Here is a 16,824-nt window from a genome sequence, read left to right as displayed (position 1 = left end):
ATAGTAAGTCGATAGCACGCTATGTAAGTGCGTTGTTATATGATATTTAGACTATATGCAACTGGAGAACCCTTTATTATGTCAAAATATACCATGCCAGATGATAGCCAAGTTCATGACAATGGCCAAGCACGCTTTACTGTATTCGGCGTTGGCGGCGGCGGTGGTAATGCGGTTGAACATATGGTGCAACAAGGCATTAGAGGGGTTACTTTTGTTTGTGCCAACACCGATAGACAAGCACTTGATCGCCTAACGACGCCTAATAAATTGCAGCTAGGTGCCAAAACCAATCGCGGCCTAGGTGCTGGCGCTAATCCTGAAGTGGGACGCGAAGCGGCTGAGAGTGAAGAAGATGCAATTCGTGAATTGCTTGAAAACTCTGATATGGTGTTTATCACCGCTGGTATGGGCGGCGGTACAGGTACGGGAGCCGCGCCTGTCGTCGCTCGTATTGCAAAAGAGCTTGAAGTGCTCACAGTCGCCGTTGTTACCACGCCGTTTAAATTTGAAGGCGGTAAGCGCATCAAGGCAGCTAAAGCGGGTATTGAGCAATTAACCAACTTCGTTGACTCTATTATTACTATTCCTAATGATAAGCTGATGAGCGTGTACGGCAATATCTCTATGCAAGACGCCTTTAAAAAGGCAGATGATGTTCTACTTCATGCGGTACAAGGTATTGCTGAGACCATTGCTAGCGAAGGGGTTATCAATATCGATTTTAACGATATCCGTACGGCTATGACGGCCAAAGGTCATGCAATGATGGGTATTGGCCGTGCTAGCGGTGACGACCGTGCTCGCCAAGCCACTGAAAAAGCAATTAGATCGCCACTCCTTGACGACTTGTTATTAGAAAACGCCAAAGGTCTACTCGTTAACGTTATATCCTCTGAGTCGTTATCTTTAGATGAGATGAGCAAGATCAGTGCTATCGTTGATGAGATCACCGACATCGATGATGCTCATATTTTCTATGGCTCAGTCATAGACGAAAAAATGGGTGATGATCTGCATGTCACGGTTATCGCAACAGGTCTAACACTAGATGAAAACGCAGGTAAAGAGCAAGCCGCTGAGGCACCTGTACCTTCTGTTAATAGTACGCAGTCCGTTGATCCAAGCGTGCATACCAGCGCTCTAAATAGCCAAAAACAAGCACAGACTAAAACGTATCAAGACAATACAGTGCGCAGTGCAGTACCGCAAGAAGAGCAAAAGACCAAAACCAATAGCATTCAAGACTACCTCAAGCGCCAACAAAATAAGTAGTCTACTGATAGTGTCATTAGTCTAATATAAATCAGAACTATTTAAAGCCAGCACTAAGATGCTGGCTTTTTTGTGGCAGTTTGTTTGATGCACTACTAAGTCATAATAATAATGACTCATCGACAGCAGTATAAATCACGTCTTCAACCCTATGTTTTTAATACCATTATTTAAATTTTATTAACTAAAATAAACAAAGCCATCAATGATGATAAGGCCAGCTTATCAATGTTATTGATAATTTATCCTATCCCTACTATAGCGAACTTAGGACAACTAATGATACACTAGGGCAATTGTAACAAAATATGTGAGGAAACTGCCATGAATCAAAGAACTATAAGAACCGTTATAGCGGTAACAGGTACCGGTCTACATAGCGGTAAGCCTGTTGACCTAGAGTTTCATCCTCAGCCTTGTGACACTGGTATTGTTTTTGAGCGCTCAGATATTACAGGTTCAGCACCGATTCCAGCCAGCGCGTTTTTAGTACAAGATACTATGATGTCATCAAACCTAGTATTTGGTGGTACTCGCGTAGGTACAGTAGAGCATTTACTAAGCGCCGTAGCAGGCCTTGGTATTGATAACATGCTAATACGTGTCTCTGCCTCAGAGATTCCTATTATGGATGGTAGTGCAGCACCATTTATCGGATTGCTCTTGCAAGCAGGTTTTCGCGAGCAAGATGAGCCCAAAAAATTCTTAAAGATTGTGCGACCCGTTCGAGTCGAGGTTGATGATAAGTGGGCAGAGCTGAATCCTTATGATGGTTTTGAGCTAAATTTTGAGATTGATTTTGATCATCCTGCTTTTGATAAAGATCATCAGTATGCACAGCTTGATTTTTCAACCCAGAACTTTATTGAAGAATTAAGCTCAGCACGTACCTTTGGGTTTTTACGTGATATAGAGACGCTACGCAATAACAACCTCGCTTTAGGGGGTAGTATGGACAACGCTATCGTTATCGATGACGCGCGTGTACTCAACGCTGAGGGCCTACGTTTTAGCGATGAGTTTGTTCGTCACAAGATTTTAGATGCGTTAGGGGATTTATATTTGATTGGCTATCCTATTTTGGGTCGTTTCAACGCTTACAAGTCAGGTCATGCACTTAATAATCTACTTGTTCGTGAAATACTATCCGATTCAGATAACTTTGAAATTGTAACATTTGATGACAATGTAACTTGTCCAATCGATTATCTAGCCATAAATGACTATACCGTCGAAGGTTAAGTACACGGATATACATGATGTATCGAAACAATTACGCAATATTACATAAATCGCTAGGTTTCAAAGCCAAAAATTTATTTGGCTCTTTATATTATAATATATGAATATATTTCATGCTAAGTAGTACCTAGGCTCCAGAACTTCAAAAGCTGTCTTGTTAATGAATTCAAATTATGAATTTTTTAACAAGACAGCTTTTTTGTTTTTGTTAACAAGATTATTAAGACCTTATTATGGAAAAATTATAATTTTATTTACATAAGATTACATTGTAATCACCTAGTTTTTAGTCATTTAGTAACCGTAAAAGCGCTAGTTTGAGGTTTTTGTCCGCCGTGACATGACTAGCGGCCTGTGATATAGTCCGCTTTGTGTTTTGGCTAAGCACTTGATTGTTAATGGCTTGAACAGGTTTTAATACTGTTTTTTGCAGGCTAGATTGAGTGTTAAACCCAGTATTTTTAGCATCATAGCTCGTGACTACAATACGTATATGCTTGAGTTGTTTAAATGTAATCGATTGATCTTTTAACACTTTTAGATAAGCGTTCTGTAAATAGCGAATATGGTTGGCTGCAGTCACTGAGCCAACACTGAGCGTCACTTGCTCAGATGTTAAACCAACGACTAAGCAGGTATCGAGAATCTCTTGAGGTAGACAATCTACCAAAAGCATCTTTATCTCTTTAGTAGCTTTAGTATAGAGCTGCATGTTGTCAGCTAAGGTTGAAGGTAGTGCGCTACCGGCAAAAGCTTGATGATCAATCAGTGTAGCAAGCCGATTAGGCTGTTTTTTTGACATTAACTTGATTCCCCTTTATCGGATCAAAGCGATGTTCTAATTGGCGATATACAAACCATATAGCAACCGATTTACGAGGTCAGCGACTATTAAGGTAATGATGCCAAGGTCGTAGACTGTAGACTAAATAGGACGCCGCTTTACTCAGGATTTTATCATGTTTATTTGATAATAATATCCTATAAATTAATTGATACTTCGTTACGGATGACGAGTAATCTTGCATTAACATAGGTAGTAAATTTTATGAAAAAAGCTTTATTGATTTTGTCAGTACTAGGTATGGGTATAGCACAAACTAGTGGTGCTGCTGAAACGACCTTTCAGACCAACAATACACTTAGTCAAACAATAACCAATATTTCTGCTTCATCGAACTATGGTTCCAACAGAAACATTTATAGCACCAATAGCAATGCCCATGTCTACAGCAACGACGAAATCAGTCAAGCTATCGACAACCTAAGTGCTCATGCAAAACAAAAAGAATATCAACTCGCTTCACTAACTAGCCGCTTATCTTATGAAAAGCAGCAAATGAAAAAAGTTATTGACAGCAATTCAGCGCCAGCTATCGCTGCGGCTCGTGCCTCAAGAGCGGCACTATCTAGAAGTACAGGTTATTGCGCACGTTATGTGCGTAAAGCGCTACAAGCTGCAGGTTATGAGTTCACACCGAACCCATCAGCTTATCAGTACGCCTCTCGTGGCACTCTAACTCAAGCAGGCTTTACCAAAATCAGCAATGACATGGCACCGCAAGTTGGCGACGTCGTCGTTTTTAACCGCACCTCAAGACGCCCACACGGTCATATCCAGATATTTGATGGTAATGACTGGGTATCAGATTTCCGTCAAAAGAGTATCAGCCCTTATAGTGGCAACCACACTTATACTACATGGCGCGATTCACAATATGTTGATGATGCCTCAGATCGTGGTATCTACCTTGCTATGGCTGACTAAGCGTCTTTTAGTTATGCGCACTTAGATATTAAACCCCGGTAATTACGACATTACTGGGGTTTTGTTTTTTAAGGAATTAAAGGTTAGCTAGCAGGGTTAAAGTCAAGCCAGTAGCGCTGATCGTGAAAATCAGGCGCCGTAGCATGTTGGCATGCAAAGTATAACGGGGTGTCGTCAAAGTAAAGTATGACGCAAGGATTGATACGTTTAATAGTTAGCGTTTGCTTATCAAATATAGATTTAGGTAGCTGAGATAGAGCAATAGTAAAGCTGCGCTGATACAGATGAGGGTGAGTATCGTCTGTATCAGTCCAAATACTGTCAGTCCAAACGATGTTAGCATAGCCTTTATCGTCTCTTTTGATTAAAGGGACAGGTGGCATACTATCAGGCTGACGATAACCGTGAAATTCATAGAATGCGTAATGACCATCTGGGCTAGCGTTAATTTCAATATAGCGACTATCATCATTGTGGGTTATGCCTTGTATAAAGCACTCAAGGCAAGTGTGTTCCCACAGATAATCTTGAAAACGCACATGTTGCGGCTGCCAATCTGGCCAATCAAGCCGCGCTGCTAAAGCCTGACTAGGTAGCTTGATACTATACTCTAGTTGTAAGCTTGGTAATGGCTGCTTAATAACGCTAATATTGACGTCAACCTGGATTTTCTTAAGCGATTGGGCTTTAACTTCAATGTCGCTGGCATCACTATCTAAGGTATTAATCGCTAGGCCAAGAGTAAAACTTTGGGTCGTAGTCATAATAAAGAGACACTAATAAAGGATAAAGTCGCTGCGGTGCTATGTATTTTGCTTCTAGATATATTTTGGCGCAAGAGATATAAAGAGATGATATACAAAAGCCGCAAACCCTTTAGGTGTTGCGGCTTCGTTGTAGCATAGTCTAACCCAACTACTGCGCGTGACGAGCTAGATTAGAGAGTTTGGGGTTAGCATTGGGGTTTTGACGTAGCAGCAAGGCCATACGACCGATAGTGTGAATCACCGTCGCTTTAGCTGCTCTTGCAATCTCGCTACTGACCACATCACGGTCGTGCTTGCTCCCTGCTGGTAGTTTGATTTTAATCAGCTCATGATCATCCAAAGCGCGGTCGATCTCCTCAGAGATAGCAGGGGTCACGCCATTGTTGCCGATCATGACGATAGGTTTTAGCTCATGACCAATGCCTTTTAGGCGTTTGATTGTTGCGTTGTCGAGTTCCATAATTGTCCTGTATTTCATCTAAAAAGTATGAATATGATTGAAAAAGTTAATCAGTATTATCGTCTATATCGCACGATTTTGGCTGCTGAAAATGCTAAACTATGACTATAAGGGTATTATAAACGCTATAGCATGATAAAGCAGGTTTTAAACCATGAGATTGTGCAAAGTATAAGAATATTAGCGCGTTACTTTTAAATAAAAAAGCACAACTAGGCTGTAGCGTACTATAGGTAGCAGTTTTTTAGCGTGCTGCGTCTTTATTGCTAGATGCTGCGCAAAACCTCTCTTAGTAGCACTGTATTTGTTTTATAGTAAATCGACTATATAAAGTGATAGGAGCATCATTTGGCCACGCGTATTGAAAATAAAACATTATCAAAAAGTAGCCGCGCTTGGATGAAAGAGCACTTAGATGATCACTATGTGCAAAAAGCGCAAAAAGAGGGCTACCGTGCGCGCGCCGCTTATAAATTGCTTGAGATTAATGACAAGACCAATATTATCAAAAAGGGCATGACCGTTGTCGATTTGGGAAGTGCGCCTGGTAGCTGGTCACAAATCGCAAGCCAGTTGGTCGGGGATAGTGGTACCTTGATCGCCTCAGACATTTTAGCCATGGATGCTCTACCTGATGTGACCTTTATTCAAGGCGATTTTCGCGAAGCTGAGATCTTTGACAAGATTATGGCAAAAATCGGAGAGCATCAAGTCGATGTAGTGCTCTCTGATATGGCACCTAACACAGCGGGTAATAGCGCGGTGGATCAGCCGCGAATGATGTACTTGTGCGAGTTGGCAGTTGATTTTGCCTTATCGACGCTTCCTGTCGGCGGCGCACTGATTATGAAAGTATTTCAAGGCGCAGGTACTCAAGAGTTGCGCCAACAGATGCAAAGCGACTTTAGCAAAGTACGCAGTATTAAACCTGCGGCTTCAAGAGCGCGTTCAAAAGAGATGTTTTGGATAGCAATCAAGTAGTTAATAGACGTTATATTCTAAGGTATTAAATATCACTAATATGCGAACATCAGTAGCAAACCGCTACATTAGTTAACCCAATATAAGCTTGAATTGTAACTCTCAAAACCACATATCATGATATATTAGCTTTGTTTTCATTTAAGATTTAAGCAAAGTCGCCTAGTAGAGCCTACTTTATTGTTGTTTTAGTCTAGATTGTTGGTTGCAAAAACAGTCAATCGCAACCACATAAGATATATAGACAATCAATAAGATAACGCTTTAATGGCGTCACGTGTCACCTTGACACACCAATAAGTAAGGGATGGAAAGCTTGTGAGCGACATGGTAAAAAATACCTTATTGTGGCTGGTGGTAATCGGCGTTCTAGTGCTGGTGTTTAGCGGCTTTGACCAATCGTCTGAGCCTGACAACCTCAATTACTCTGAGTTTGTGACCGCAGTGTCAGAGAACCAAGTAGCCAGTGTTGAGATCGACGGCGAGCAGATCACCGGTGAGAAAAAGAATGGCTCAACTTTTGAGACCATTAGGCCTGCTGTGTCCGATGAACAGTTGATGCCACTGTTACGTGAAAACCAAGTTGAGGTTGAAGGCACCGCGCCAAAACGTCAAAGTGTACTAATGCAATTACTAATTGCCAGCTTCCCGATTCTGCTGATTATTGGTTTGTTCCTGTTCTTTATGCGTAATATGCAAGGCGGCGCAGGCGGCAAGGGCGGTGGCCCTATGAGCTTTGGTAAGTCTAAAGCCAAAATGCTCACCGAAGACCAAATCAAAGTGAACTTCACAGACGTTGCAGGCTGTGAAGAGGCTAAGGAAGAAGTCGTTGAGGTAGTTGAGTTCTTACGTGATCCAGACAAATTTACTAAACTTGGCGCGACGATTCCTCGCGGTATCTTAATGGTAGGTCCGCCAGGTACCGGTAAAACCCTACTGGCTCGTGCCATCGCTGGTGAAGCTAAGGTACCCTTCTTTTCAATCTCAGGTTCTGACTTTGTTGAGATGTTCGTCGGTGTTGGTGCTTCACGAGTTCGTGATATGTTTGAGCAAGCCAAAAAAAGTGCGCCATGTATCATCTTTATCGATGAGATTGACGCAGTCGGTCGTCATCGCGGCTCTGGTATGGGCGGTGGTAACGATGAGCGTGAGCAGACACTAAACCAGTTATTGGTTGAGATGGATGGTTTTGAGGGTAATGAAGGCGTCATCGTCATCGCTGCAACGAACCGTGCTGACGTACTCGATAAAGCGCTACTACGTCCTGGTCGTTTTGACCGTCAAGTGCAAGTTGGTTTGCCAGATATTAAGGGTCGTGAGCAAATCTTGAAAGTGCATTTGCGCAAATTGCCAAATACCATTAGTGTTGATGCTCGTGCACTTGCCCGCGGTACGCCAGGGTTTAGTGGGGCGCAGTTAGCCAACCTAGTGAACGAAGCGGCATTATTTGCAGCACGCCGTAACAAGCGTAGCGTCGACATGAATGACTTTGAAGATGCTAAAGACAAGCTGTACATGGGTCCTGAGCGTAAATCTATGGTCATCCGCGAAGAGGAGCGCCGCGCTACCGCCTATCACGAAGCAGGTCATGCGCTAGTCGCTGAGCTATTGCCAGGTACAGATCCTGTGCATAAGGTGACAATTATGCCGCGTGGATTTGCTTTGGGCGTCACTTGGCAGTTACCTGAGCATGATCAGACCAGTATGTATAAGTCAAAAATGCTAAGTGATATTGCTATCTTGTTCGGTGGTCGTATCGCCGAAGAGGTCTTTATTGACCAGATGTCAACGGGCGCTTCTAATGACTTTGAGCGGGCTACCAAAATGGCACGTGCAATGGTCACCAAATACGGTATGTCTGATGCGCTAGGTATTATGGTTTATGAAGACGATGATCAATCGCAAGGTTACTTTGGCGGTGGTGGTCGTACGATTTCAGAAGCTACTCAGCAAAAGGTGGATGAAGAAGTACGCCGTATGCTAGAGGAGCAGTATGATATCGCGCGTGAATTGATTGAAGCTAATCAAGATAAAATGCATGCAATGGTAGATGCTTTAATGAAATGGGAGACGATTGACCGCGATCAGCTCCAAGATATCTTGGCAGGTGAAGATCCACGTCCACCAAAGGTTTATCAGTCTAACGAAGTGAACTTATCTAAAGATAGACCTAAGCCTGAAGGTACTACGCCGCCACCATTACCAGCGATGTAGTACACTATCGACACTGATATAAAGAAGCTCTTTTTTATAAAGGGCTTTTTTATTGTCTTTATTTTATCAGCAAAGGCGGTCTCTTTACTGGTATGATAATTCCAAGTATTTTAGTAATTGATGGATAGTTAATGAGCTTATTTTCACCTCTACCTGTGTATCAAATCGTTAGTCGTCATAAGGTTTTAGATTTGTCACAGCCGCATGTCATGGGCATTTTAAATGTGACACCAGATTCGTTCTCAGATGGCGGTCAATTCAACGACATTGATAAAGCAGTCATGCGCGCTAAAGAGATGATCGCAGCTGGCGCAACCATCATCGATATCGGCGGAGAATCTACGCGTCCTAATGCTAGAGCAGTAGAGAGTGAAGAGGAGATAGCGCGCGTTATACCCGTTGCGAAGGCGATACGTGAGCAATGCGGCAGTGATATATGGCTCTCCATCGATACTAGTAATCCTGCCGTGATAAAGTCAGCTGTAGCGGCGGGTGCAGATATCTGGAACGATGTCCGTGCGCTTAAGCGAGAGGGCGCAGCACAGATGGCAGCAGAGCTTGATATACCGGTTATGCTTATGCATATGCGCGGTGAGCCGACCACGATGAACAACTTGGCGCATTATGATAATGTTATCAAAGAGGTTAGTGCTGAGCTCACGGCTCGTATTGATGAGGTCATGCATTTAGGGGTCAAAAAAGAGAATATTATTATCGATCCAGGATTTGGCTTTGCCAAAAACTATGAGCATCATCGCGCGCTATTGACTCAGCTAAGCGATTTACAAGCACTGGGTTTACCCCTGATGTTTGGCGTCTCTCGCAAGCGCTTTTTGGCCCAGGTGCTGTCTAAAAGTGGGGTTAACGGCGCGGCGCAGACACCAGCTACTGAGCGTGATACGATCGGTACAGCAGCTGGGTTATTAGCAATACAGCAAGGCGCTTGCATTATAAGGACGCACAATGTTGCCATGATGCAGCAGGTTAGCGCTCTGTGGCAGCAATTATCTTTGTATAATGCCAGCATGTCCAATAAAGAATAATCTAATTTATAACCCCTTAATACCCATCTACCAAGTGACTATTAGAGATCTACTATGACCACACCATTGCAACCAGAGCCAACCATTGAGCAGCGCCGTATTATTTATCAAGCGCGCCGCGGTCTAAAAGAATTGGACTTCTATATCGATCCTTATATTAAAGAGCTGTACCTAAATGCTGAGCAGACCGAGCAAGATACCTTTGCTCAAATGCTCACTTGTGAGGACCCTGATTTGCTTGATTACTTTACCAATCAAAGCCAGCCTGAGGACAAGGCAATTTGGGACTTAGTTAATAAAATAAAAACTTGGCGTCATGCTAAGGACAAGCTATAAGCCCAAATAAACAGTTGTGATTTTCAATGAATTAAAGAGTCGCCTGCTTTGCAAGAGATACCTATACCCGTCTTAGTTACTCCGCTGCGTATTGATACAGTAGTTGAGCCGACTAGCCGTATTAGCATGGTGCTTTATACGGCTTTAGTTATAGTAATGCTAGTACTGGCTTGGTTGGCCCAGTTATCATTGTGGCAGTACGTTTTGATATTGCTTGTGAGCGTATTAGCCTTTGGCTATATCACATTATCAAAACCTATACTTCTGCATTTGACTCAGCCCCCTTTAGAGCAGCGTATTGATAGACACTGGCAATTACTACTGCGGATGGGACGAGGAGATGAGTTATGGCAAGCAGGACTGATTGGGGCGCATCGCTATCCGCTACTGATACATTTTGACTTTATGGTGACAAGCCCTTATCAGCGTGAGCTCTGTATAACGATATTTCGTGATCAAGTCAGCTTGGACGACTGGCGTAAGCTTAATATCCTTGCCAGCATTTTACCGAATAAAACCAACTAAAACGTCTTTGGGCGTTATATCTGAACAACCATAACAAAACACCTAACCCTATTGAGAATCAGATTTGCTATATTGTTGACTGAATCGACTGTTGTTATCAGTTAGAGCGGTCAATATCTAGCTTAAAGCAGTCAACTAAATGTGTTTTAATTAAAATAATTAAAGGAATAAATTATGAGCTTACTCGGTAATTTGGTATCGCAAGTGGCGCGCAGAGCTATGGATCCAGAAGATGCACAGCGTAACCCTGTCAATCAGCGCATAAATCCACGTCGCACAGGCGGTTTAGGGGATATCTTGGGCGGTGTGCTTGGCGGTGGTACGCAAGCAGGCGGCTATAACCCGCAGCGCTATGAGCGCCGGCAAGCAGACAACGGCTTTGGTCTAGATGATATTTTAGGTGGCCTAACAGGGGGCAATCAGCGCGGCGGCATGAGTTCAGGCGCAGGCGGCTTAGGTGATATTTTAGGGAGCGTACTCGGTGGTCAGCGTAGTCGAGGCGGTTTTGGCGGTAAAGGCATGCTAATTGCCGCGCTTATGCCTATGGTGCTAAGCTGGATTAAGCGTAACGGGGGCTTAAGCGGCGCTTTATCTAAAATTACAGGTATGGGTCATGAGCAGCAGGCACGCTCTTGGATGAGTAATAGTGAGCCAAATGACAACTTAGATCCTAATGAGATTGATAGATTATTTGATAGTAGTGAAATTCAGCAAGTAGCAGCGAGTACTGGTGCTAACGAGACTGAAGTGCGTCAAGGTCTAGCGGAGCTATTGCCAGAGGTGATGAATCAGCTTACCCCGCATGGCAATCTAGATGATGAGACCGAGGCCAATCAGGAGATCGATCAAATCATAGGTCAGCTATCAAACCGTTTGGGTTCATTTAAATAAAGTACTGACTTTGAGCCAGCTTAACCTAGTCACTAAAAAAGAGCACTTTAAGTGCTCTTTTTTTGGTTCTGGTTTACTTTTAATTACTAGTGCTAAAAGCGCTCATCTAACGTCTCAAGAGTGTATTCAAGAGCAGCAAAACAAATATCACTCTTAAAGCCGCGATACTGCAAAAACCGCACTTGCCGTGCTTTTTGCTTTTGCTCAGTCGGTATGTCGTTGCCATACTTTTTGGTACGGGCGGCAACGGCTAGTTTGAGCCAATCAACGCCCTCAACCATACTATCATCGTCGTCATCGACAAACTCTCTAAACTCGTCAGATTCGCTATTTGCCATGTCGATAAGCTCATCGATGTTGCCAGGCATAGCGATCTTTTTTTGATAAAACGCTTGTTTGATACGCCCCCGCCCGCGCCCTTTACGAATGTTTTCTCGTATGAGCATCAAGGTCGTACGGTAGTCGCTTTGATAGCCTTTATCGCGAAACTCATCGAGTAGGGCATCAATTTTGTCAGGATCTTGCTCTTTATCGATGAGCTTTTGTTTGAGCTCAGCTCGTCCATGTTCGCGGCGCGATAGATAGTAAAATGCCAGCCAGCGCAGGCGACTCTCCGCTTTTATGGCATCAAGCTCGCTTTGCTTTTGTTCTGGCGTACGCAAGTAAGCTTTGAGTGCAGAGGGTAGATTATCTAGTTCGGTAGCAGTAAGCTGTTCCTTAGCATCCGAAGTTAAATGGGTAGTAGGCTCTAAGTTGACGTTATTATTAATATGGCTATTTGAGTTGGGCTCTTTATCTGCCGTTTCGCTATGCTGCTTGTGAGCTGACACATCACGTTTGACCTCAGCTAAAATATCGCGAATGCTTTGAGAGTCAGGATCTTTATATAGCTCAGCATCAGTAGGTTCAGCGGTAAAGCTAGCCGCGGGATGAAAGCGTTTTTTACGCTTTTTTCGAGGTTTGGTGTCATTGTTCTTTTTTGCAAGCGTACGCTTCGATTGTGATGGTTCAGCGTTGCTATCAGAAACCTGATTCTGGGCAGAAAGCTTATTTTGAGAGGAGGGTTTGTTTTTTTGAATGCGCTCTTTAGATGCTTTTTTTGGTTTAGGCGTAGCACTAGAGGCCGAGTCAGTGTCTGACTCAGCCAATATTTCAGCTAATGTTTTAATATGCATAATACAATAGTTATAACTACAGTTTATTGAACGGCGTCAGTTTCTGGCGCGTCTAGCATCGTATCATCATCTTCTTCAACGATAGCATCGCTGACCGACCCTAATTTCTCAGCGCGAATCTTACCTTCGATCTCTTCAGCAACTGCTGGGTTTTCTTTGAGATAAAGGACAGAATTGGCTTTACCTTGACCGATCTTTTCATCGCCATAGCTGTACCAAGAGCCTGCTTTGCCGACTGCACCGATCTCAACACCTAGATCGATGACTTCTGCTAGATGATTGGTACCCGCGCCGTAAGTGATCTCAAACTCAGCTTGACGAAACGGCGGTGCCATTTTGTTTTTGATGACCTTGACGCGGGTTTGGTTACCGATGATCTCATCACCATTTTTGACCGCACCAATACGGCGAATATCCATACGTACAGAGGCGTAGAATTTCAATGCATTACCACCAGTCGTCGTCTCTGGGCTACCAAACATGACACCGATTTTCATACGAATCTGGTTGATAAAGACAACCATACAGTTAGATCGTTTGGCGTTACCAGTAATTTTACGTAATGCTTGGCTCATCAAACGCGCTTGCAAGCCCATATGTGAGTCGCCCATCTCGCCTTCGATCTCAGCACGCGGCGTTAAGGCTGCAACCGAGTCAATTACGATCATATCGACTGCACCTGAACGCACGAGCATATCGGTAATCTCAAGCGCTTGCTCGCCATTGTCAGGCTGCGACACGAGTAAGTCATCGGTATTAACGCCCAGCTTGCGCGCATAAACAGGATCCAAAGCATGCTCAGCATCAATAAAGGCACAAACGCCGCCTTGCTTTTGACACTGAGCAATCGCTTGTAAAGTCATCGTCGTCTTACCCGAGCTCTCAGGGCCGTAAATCTCAACGATACGGCCTTTGGGTAGACCGCCTATGCCAAGCGCAATATCAAGGCCCAAAGAGCCCGTTGACACAACGTCTACATCAAGTACCGCAGAGTCGTCGCCCAAGTGCATAATCGTGTTTTTACCAAATTGCTTTTCGATTTGACCTAGAGCCGCTTTTAGGGCTTTGGCTTTGTTGTCATCCATAATGGATTCCTTTTTATCAATAAAATATTTGAAAACAAAGAGGCAGTCAGGGTAAAACATGACTGCTGAATATCTCGATCAGCTAAGGATAACCAATCATTCGTATTTAGATAGAGGATAACGCTTAGTTATCAGTCTACTATACAGTAAAATAAGATAAAGTTAACGGACGTATCAAGCTAAAAACTAGGATAGTAAACTGCTAATTTTCAACGTCCTATAGAGTTATTTGATGAGGTAATTATAGCAAATTCCAAGCTCATTAGCGCGCTTTGGAGTAGAGCAGACGACAATGATTGTCGCCTACATCAACGACTAAAGCAGACATAAGTGAGTACTATTTGAATGATAGTTTTGAGATATAAATAAGAGGACTTTGTCAATATTTTTGCAAGTTGTCCACAGCGAATAAAGTGCTGTTTTTGAGCAGTTGTGAAACATTGACAAGATAAAAAAATATTTTAAAAATATCGAAAATAAATTTATTGCTTTACTATTTTGTTGTAAGTAATTGATTCAAATAGAGAAATAAATTGTATAAAAAGTGACCACTTTTACCTTACCCTTTAAGCTACCAAGGCAATTGCTTGTCAAGTCCCTAGTTATCCACAGGGTTATCCACAGCAACTGTGGAGAACTCTTACACCCCTTATACTGTCTATGATTGCGTCTACTATTAAGACAGTGGGGCCAACTAGGAGTCATGGTTTCATGAGACTGACATTCAAAATAATGATGAGTAATAGTGATGTTTCACGTCTTAAATAATTTTATAACTGCAAGGTAGATTTATGATATTTCATTTACTAGTAGAGATACTTCAAAAGTAAACAAGTACCAACAAAAAAAGCGGCAGCTCCAATGGTTAGAGCTACCGCTTTTTTATAGAATAAGCGTTAGTCTTTGACGTAGATTAGATCCCAAACACCGTGTCCGCGCTCAATCCCGCGACGCTCAAATTTGGTCATAGGCCGAAAATCAGGACGTGAAGTAAATTGATTGGCGCCTGCCTGATTGCTCAGTCCTGGCACTTGGTCTAACACCTCTAACATCCAAAACGCATAGTGCTCCCAATCAGTTGCAGCATGGAACCAGCCGCCTGACTTGAGACTACGTGTGACAATAGCCATGCGCTCGGCGCTGACAAATCGGCGCTTGTAGTGGCGCTTTTTTTGCCAAGGGTCAGGGAAGTATAGCTGAATGCGATCGATGTGCTGCTCTGGCAGTTGCTTTAATAGTTGAATAGCATCACCGTTGATAATTCTGACGTTGGTCAAACCTTGCGTATCTGCCATATAAGCACATTTACCGATGCCAGGCTCATGAACTTCAATACCGACAAAGTTACGAGTGGGGTCAGCGGCGGCCATCTCGATAAACGAGTCACCCAACCCAAAACCGATCTCTAAGGTTAGCGGCGCGGCGCTACCGTTAGGCGTGTCATGAAATAGCACTCGCAAATCATCAATATCATCAAGGTTGCCATCGCCGGTGCTGTTATTGACTAAATAGTGCGCAAACTGTGGATCGGTAAGCGCCTGCTCAGCGTTTTTGTTCATGTGAGTGCGGCGCTTCATAAAGGTATTGACGATACGTAGATGTTTGTCATTGCCTTCAAGGTTTACGCGAGCTTGGTCTTGACTATCAGTACTCTCACTACTAAGAGTTTGATGTTTATCAAGAGATTCGTCGTTAATGGGAGATTGACTCATAAGATTAATATCATTAAAAATATGAGCGTATTATAGGTGAAATCAGAACCCGTGTGAACGATTATCCTGCGCTGGTGCATTTGTGGTTACTGGGCTTATAACCAGTGTACCTAAGCTAGAGCGAGTTTGATAAGAATTGGTTATCAGTGCACTTTTGCTGTGAATACAGGCTTATAATAATGGTGACCTCATACCGTTTATCTCAAATAAAAAGACTACTGCTATTACAGCGTGCTGCTGATATAAGTTTTTTTTGTGTGCTGCTATCTCTCAACGCTGCGCAAAATTCATCTCAGTAACACTGTATCTATTTTATAGTGGATCGACTATATAGGTCTCATCTGCTCTTAACTCCTAAATAGAGTCTATCCTTATGCTGTTTATCGAAACAGATTCACCGCCACCGTTTTATCAAGAAAAGATAACCCCAGCGCGCCGTCGGCAGCTGGATCAGTGGTTTATCGGTCAGCGTACACAAAAATATTATCTACAGCGTTTTGAGCAGTTTGATAAACAAGGGTATCTCTCGCCTAAATGGCACTGGGCGGCGTTTTTTATCACTTTTCCTTGGCTGCTGTATCGAAAGCGCTATATGGACGCTATCGTCTATAGCGTAGCTGGCTGGTCCTTTATTCAGCTAAACATTGCGATTGTACTGGTCACTTTTGAGTTTATGGCGATGTCCTTTGTGCCAGATGCTTATCAAATGGTAACTCGTATAGGTATTGCTGCCATTATTTGGCTGTTTTGGTCTTTTATGGTGGGGCGCTGGACGGACGCTTATTACTACCGTATGGCTAGGCGTGAGATCGCAGACGCGCTAGATGCTTATCCTCGTGATGAGGCCGCGCAAAAGGCGCACTTAAAACGTGAGGGCGGGGTCAGCTTGTTTGGTTTACTGCTAGGTTTTGGACTGTTTGTGTTTGCGCTTACGGTCATCAAAGTACAGTTTTTGCCTATTATTGCAAAACCTCAGGAGAACGAAGTACTGTTTAATACTTATGATATTGCCAAAACCACGCAAAACAAAGTGGCGCTTTTGTATGCGCAAACTGGGCAATGTCCAACCAAGCTACCGCTGGCTATCGATGAGCCGCAAGTACAACTACAGATCGCGACCGAGGCTGGAGGAGCTGCGAATACGGACTGCGCGATTATTGCTACTATCCAAAATGTACGGTTCCCACTGCGCTATTTAAATGACCATACCCTAGTGTTTTATCATGAGAGTGGGAGCGATAATTGGCAGTGCACCACGTCACTAAATGAGGACTTAGCGCCTGTAAATTGTTCTCCAAACTAGCTTTCAAAATCTCGATACTGAGAGTTATTGTAAGATAAATAACGATA

General features: G+C 43.2%; 16 protein-coding genes. 10 read left to right on the top strand and 6 right to left on the bottom strand.

Features of this window, described 5'->3' with window-relative positions; genetic code table 11:
- Positions 1-78 precede the first annotated feature (78 nt).
- Together ftsZ and lpxC are read left to right on the top strand one after the other, a co-directional pair.
- Entirely contained in the window at positions 79-1,275 is a 1,197-nt protein-coding gene (gene ftsZ, locus ACTXGE_RS08140) for a cell division protein FtsZ (protein ID WP_317199112.1), read from the top strand.
- 324 nt (positions 1,276-1,599) lie between these two features.
- A complete protein-coding gene (gene lpxC / locus ACTXGE_RS08135) occupies positions 1,600-2,517 on the top strand; it encodes a UDP-3-O-acyl-N-acetylglucosamine deacetylase (protein WP_435949545.1) in 918 nt (305 codons plus the stop codon).
- Positions 2,518-2,803: 286 nt separating this feature from the next.
- On the opposite strand, the gene ACTXGE_RS08130 is transcribed toward lpxC, so the two are convergent.
- Positions 2,804-3,319, bottom strand: coding sequence for a hypothetical protein (locus tag ACTXGE_RS08130; RefSeq protein ID WP_435949544.1), 516 nt, complete (start codon positions 3,317-3,319; stop codon positions 2,804-2,806).
- Between the two features lie 246 nt (positions 3,320-3,565).
- On the opposite strand from ACTXGE_RS08130, the gene ACTXGE_RS08125 reads away from it, so the two are divergent.
- Positions 3,566-4,285 carry a CHAP domain-containing protein gene (locus ACTXGE_RS08125; protein ID WP_443542931.1) on the top strand — a complete coding sequence of 240 codons (720 nt, stop codon included), beginning with the start codon at positions 3,566-3,568 and terminating at the stop codon, positions 4,283-4,285.
- 83 nt (positions 4,286-4,368) lie between these two features.
- On the opposite strand, the gene ACTXGE_RS08120 is transcribed toward ACTXGE_RS08125, so the two are convergent.
- A complete protein-coding gene (locus ACTXGE_RS08120) occupies positions 4,369-5,049 on the bottom strand; it encodes a DOMON domain-containing protein (protein ID WP_443542930.1) in 681 nt (226 codons plus the stop codon).
- Positions 5,050-5,200: 151 nt separating this feature from the next.
- Entirely contained in the window at positions 5,201-5,512 is a 312-nt protein-coding gene (locus ACTXGE_RS08115; RefSeq protein WP_317199107.1) for a YhbY family RNA-binding protein, read from the bottom strand.
- Positions 5,513-5,860: 348 nt separating this feature from the next.
- Here ACTXGE_RS08115 and ACTXGE_RS08110 point away from each other — a divergent pair, with 348 nt between their 5' ends.
- From ACTXGE_RS08110 to ACTXGE_RS08085, 6 genes are all read left to right on the top strand, one after another.
- Positions 5,861-6,493: an RlmE family RNA methyltransferase gene (locus ACTXGE_RS08110; RefSeq protein WP_317199106.1), complete on the top strand. Its 633-nt coding sequence runs from the start codon at positions 5,861-5,863 to the stop codon at positions 6,491-6,493.
- Between the two features lie 318 nt (positions 6,494-6,811).
- Complete coding sequence (gene ftsH / locus ACTXGE_RS08105) at positions 6,812-8,707, top strand: ATP-dependent zinc metalloprotease FtsH (RefSeq protein ID WP_317199105.1); 1,896 nt, start codon at positions 6,812-6,814, stop codon at positions 8,705-8,707.
- A gap of 131 nt (positions 8,708-8,838) precedes the next feature.
- Positions 8,839-9,750 (top strand): dihydropteroate synthase, encoded by a 912-nt coding sequence (gene folP / locus ACTXGE_RS08100; protein WP_443542927.1) that lies wholly within the window; start codon positions 8,839-8,841, stop codon positions 9,748-9,750.
- A gap of 54 nt (positions 9,751-9,804) precedes the next feature.
- Positions 9,805-10,086 carry an FAD assembly factor SdhE gene (locus ACTXGE_RS08095; RefSeq protein ID WP_443542925.1) on the top strand — a complete coding sequence of 94 codons (282 nt, stop codon included), beginning with the start codon at positions 9,805-9,807 and terminating at the stop codon, positions 10,084-10,086.
- Between the two features lie 48 nt (positions 10,087-10,134).
- On the top strand, positions 10,135-10,611 hold the full coding sequence (locus tag ACTXGE_RS08090) for a hypothetical protein (protein ID WP_443542924.1): 477 nt from the start codon (positions 10,135-10,137) through the stop codon (positions 10,609-10,611).
- Between the two features lie 174 nt (positions 10,612-10,785).
- On the top strand, positions 10,786-11,502 hold the full coding sequence (locus ACTXGE_RS08085) for a YidB family protein (RefSeq protein ID WP_435949537.1): 717 nt from the start codon (positions 10,786-10,788) through the stop codon (positions 11,500-11,502).
- Positions 11,503-11,594: 92 nt separating this feature from the next.
- On the opposite strand, the gene ACTXGE_RS08080 is transcribed toward ACTXGE_RS08085, so the two are convergent.
- The 3 genes from ACTXGE_RS08080 to trmB all read right to left on the bottom strand — a co-directional run bounded on the left by ACTXGE_RS08080 (position 11,595) and on the right by trmB (position 15,474).
- The gene (locus ACTXGE_RS08080; RefSeq protein WP_317199100.1) at positions 11,595-12,677 is read right to left on the bottom strand and encodes a regulatory protein RecX; all 1,083 of its coding nucleotides are present in this window, start codon (positions 12,675-12,677) and stop codon (positions 11,595-11,597) included.
- Positions 12,678-12,700: 23 nt separating this feature from the next.
- On the bottom strand, positions 12,701-13,762 hold the full coding sequence (gene recA, locus ACTXGE_RS08075) for a recombinase RecA (RefSeq protein ID WP_443542921.1): 1,062 nt from the start codon (positions 13,760-13,762) through the stop codon (positions 12,701-12,703).
- A gap of 896 nt (positions 13,763-14,658) precedes the next feature.
- Positions 14,659-15,474: a tRNA (guanosine(46)-N7)-methyltransferase TrmB gene (gene trmB, locus ACTXGE_RS08070; protein WP_435949535.1), complete on the bottom strand. Its 816-nt coding sequence runs from the start codon at positions 15,472-15,474 to the stop codon at positions 14,659-14,661.
- A 373-nt stretch (positions 15,475-15,847) separates the two neighbouring features.
- Here trmB and ACTXGE_RS08065 point away from each other — a divergent pair, with 373 nt between their 5' ends.
- Positions 15,848-16,777 (top strand): pilin, encoded by a 930-nt coding sequence (locus ACTXGE_RS08065; RefSeq protein ID WP_443542919.1) that lies wholly within the window; start codon positions 15,848-15,850, stop codon positions 16,775-16,777.
- The last annotated feature ends 47 nt before the right edge of the window (positions 16,778-16,824 follow it).

Source organism: Psychrobacter sp. T6-4 (genome assembly GCF_052258425.1).
Classification (GTDB): domain Bacteria; phylum Pseudomonadota; class Gammaproteobacteria; order Pseudomonadales; family Moraxellaceae; genus Psychrobacter.
Note: the sequence above shows the minus strand (reverse complement) of the source record. Positions and strands in the feature narration are given on the sequence as shown.

Excerpts from the sequence above, each read along its gene's own strand:
- ftsZ (WP_317199112.1), top strand. The coding sequence starts at position 79 with ATGTCAAAATATACCATGCCAGATGATAGCCAAGTTCATGACAATGGC.
- lpxC (WP_435949545.1), top strand. The coding sequence starts at position 1,600 with ATGAATCAAAGAACTATAAGAACCGTTATAGCGGTAACAGGTACCGGT.
- ACTXGE_RS08130 (WP_435949544.1), bottom strand. The coding sequence starts at position 3,319 with ATGTCAAAAAAACAGCCTAATCGGCTTGCTACACTGATTGATCATCAA.
- ACTXGE_RS08125 (WP_443542931.1), top strand. The coding sequence starts at position 3,566 with ATGAAAAAAGCTTTATTGATTTTGTCAGTACTAGGTATGGGTATAGCA.
- ACTXGE_RS08120 (WP_443542930.1), bottom strand. The coding sequence starts at position 5,049 with ATGACTACGACCCAAAGTTTTACTCTTGGCCTAGCGATTAATACCTTA.
- ACTXGE_RS08115 (WP_317199107.1), bottom strand. The coding sequence starts at position 5,512 with ATGGAACTCGACAACGCAACAATCAAACGCCTAAAAGGCATTGGTCAT.
- folP (WP_443542927.1), top strand. The coding sequence starts at position 8,839 with ATGAGCTTATTTTCACCTCTACCTGTGTATCAAATCGTTAGTCGTCAT.
- ACTXGE_RS08095 (WP_443542925.1), top strand. The coding sequence starts at position 9,805 with ATGACCACACCATTGCAACCAGAGCCAACCATTGAGCAGCGCCGTATT.
- ACTXGE_RS08085 (WP_435949537.1), top strand. The coding sequence starts at position 10,786 with ATGAGCTTACTCGGTAATTTGGTATCGCAAGTGGCGCGCAGAGCTATG.
- ACTXGE_RS08080 (WP_317199100.1), bottom strand. The coding sequence starts at position 12,677 with ATGCATATTAAAACATTAGCTGAAATATTGGCTGAGTCAGACACTGAC.
- recA (WP_443542921.1), bottom strand. The coding sequence starts at position 13,762 with ATGGATGACAACAAAGCCAAAGCCCTAAAAGCGGCTCTAGGTCAAATC.
- trmB (WP_435949535.1), bottom strand. The coding sequence starts at position 15,474 with ATGAGTCAATCTCCCATTAACGACGAATCTCTTGATAAACATCAAACT.
- ACTXGE_RS08065 (WP_443542919.1), top strand. The coding sequence starts at position 15,848 with ATGCTGTTTATCGAAACAGATTCACCGCCACCGTTTTATCAAGAAAAG.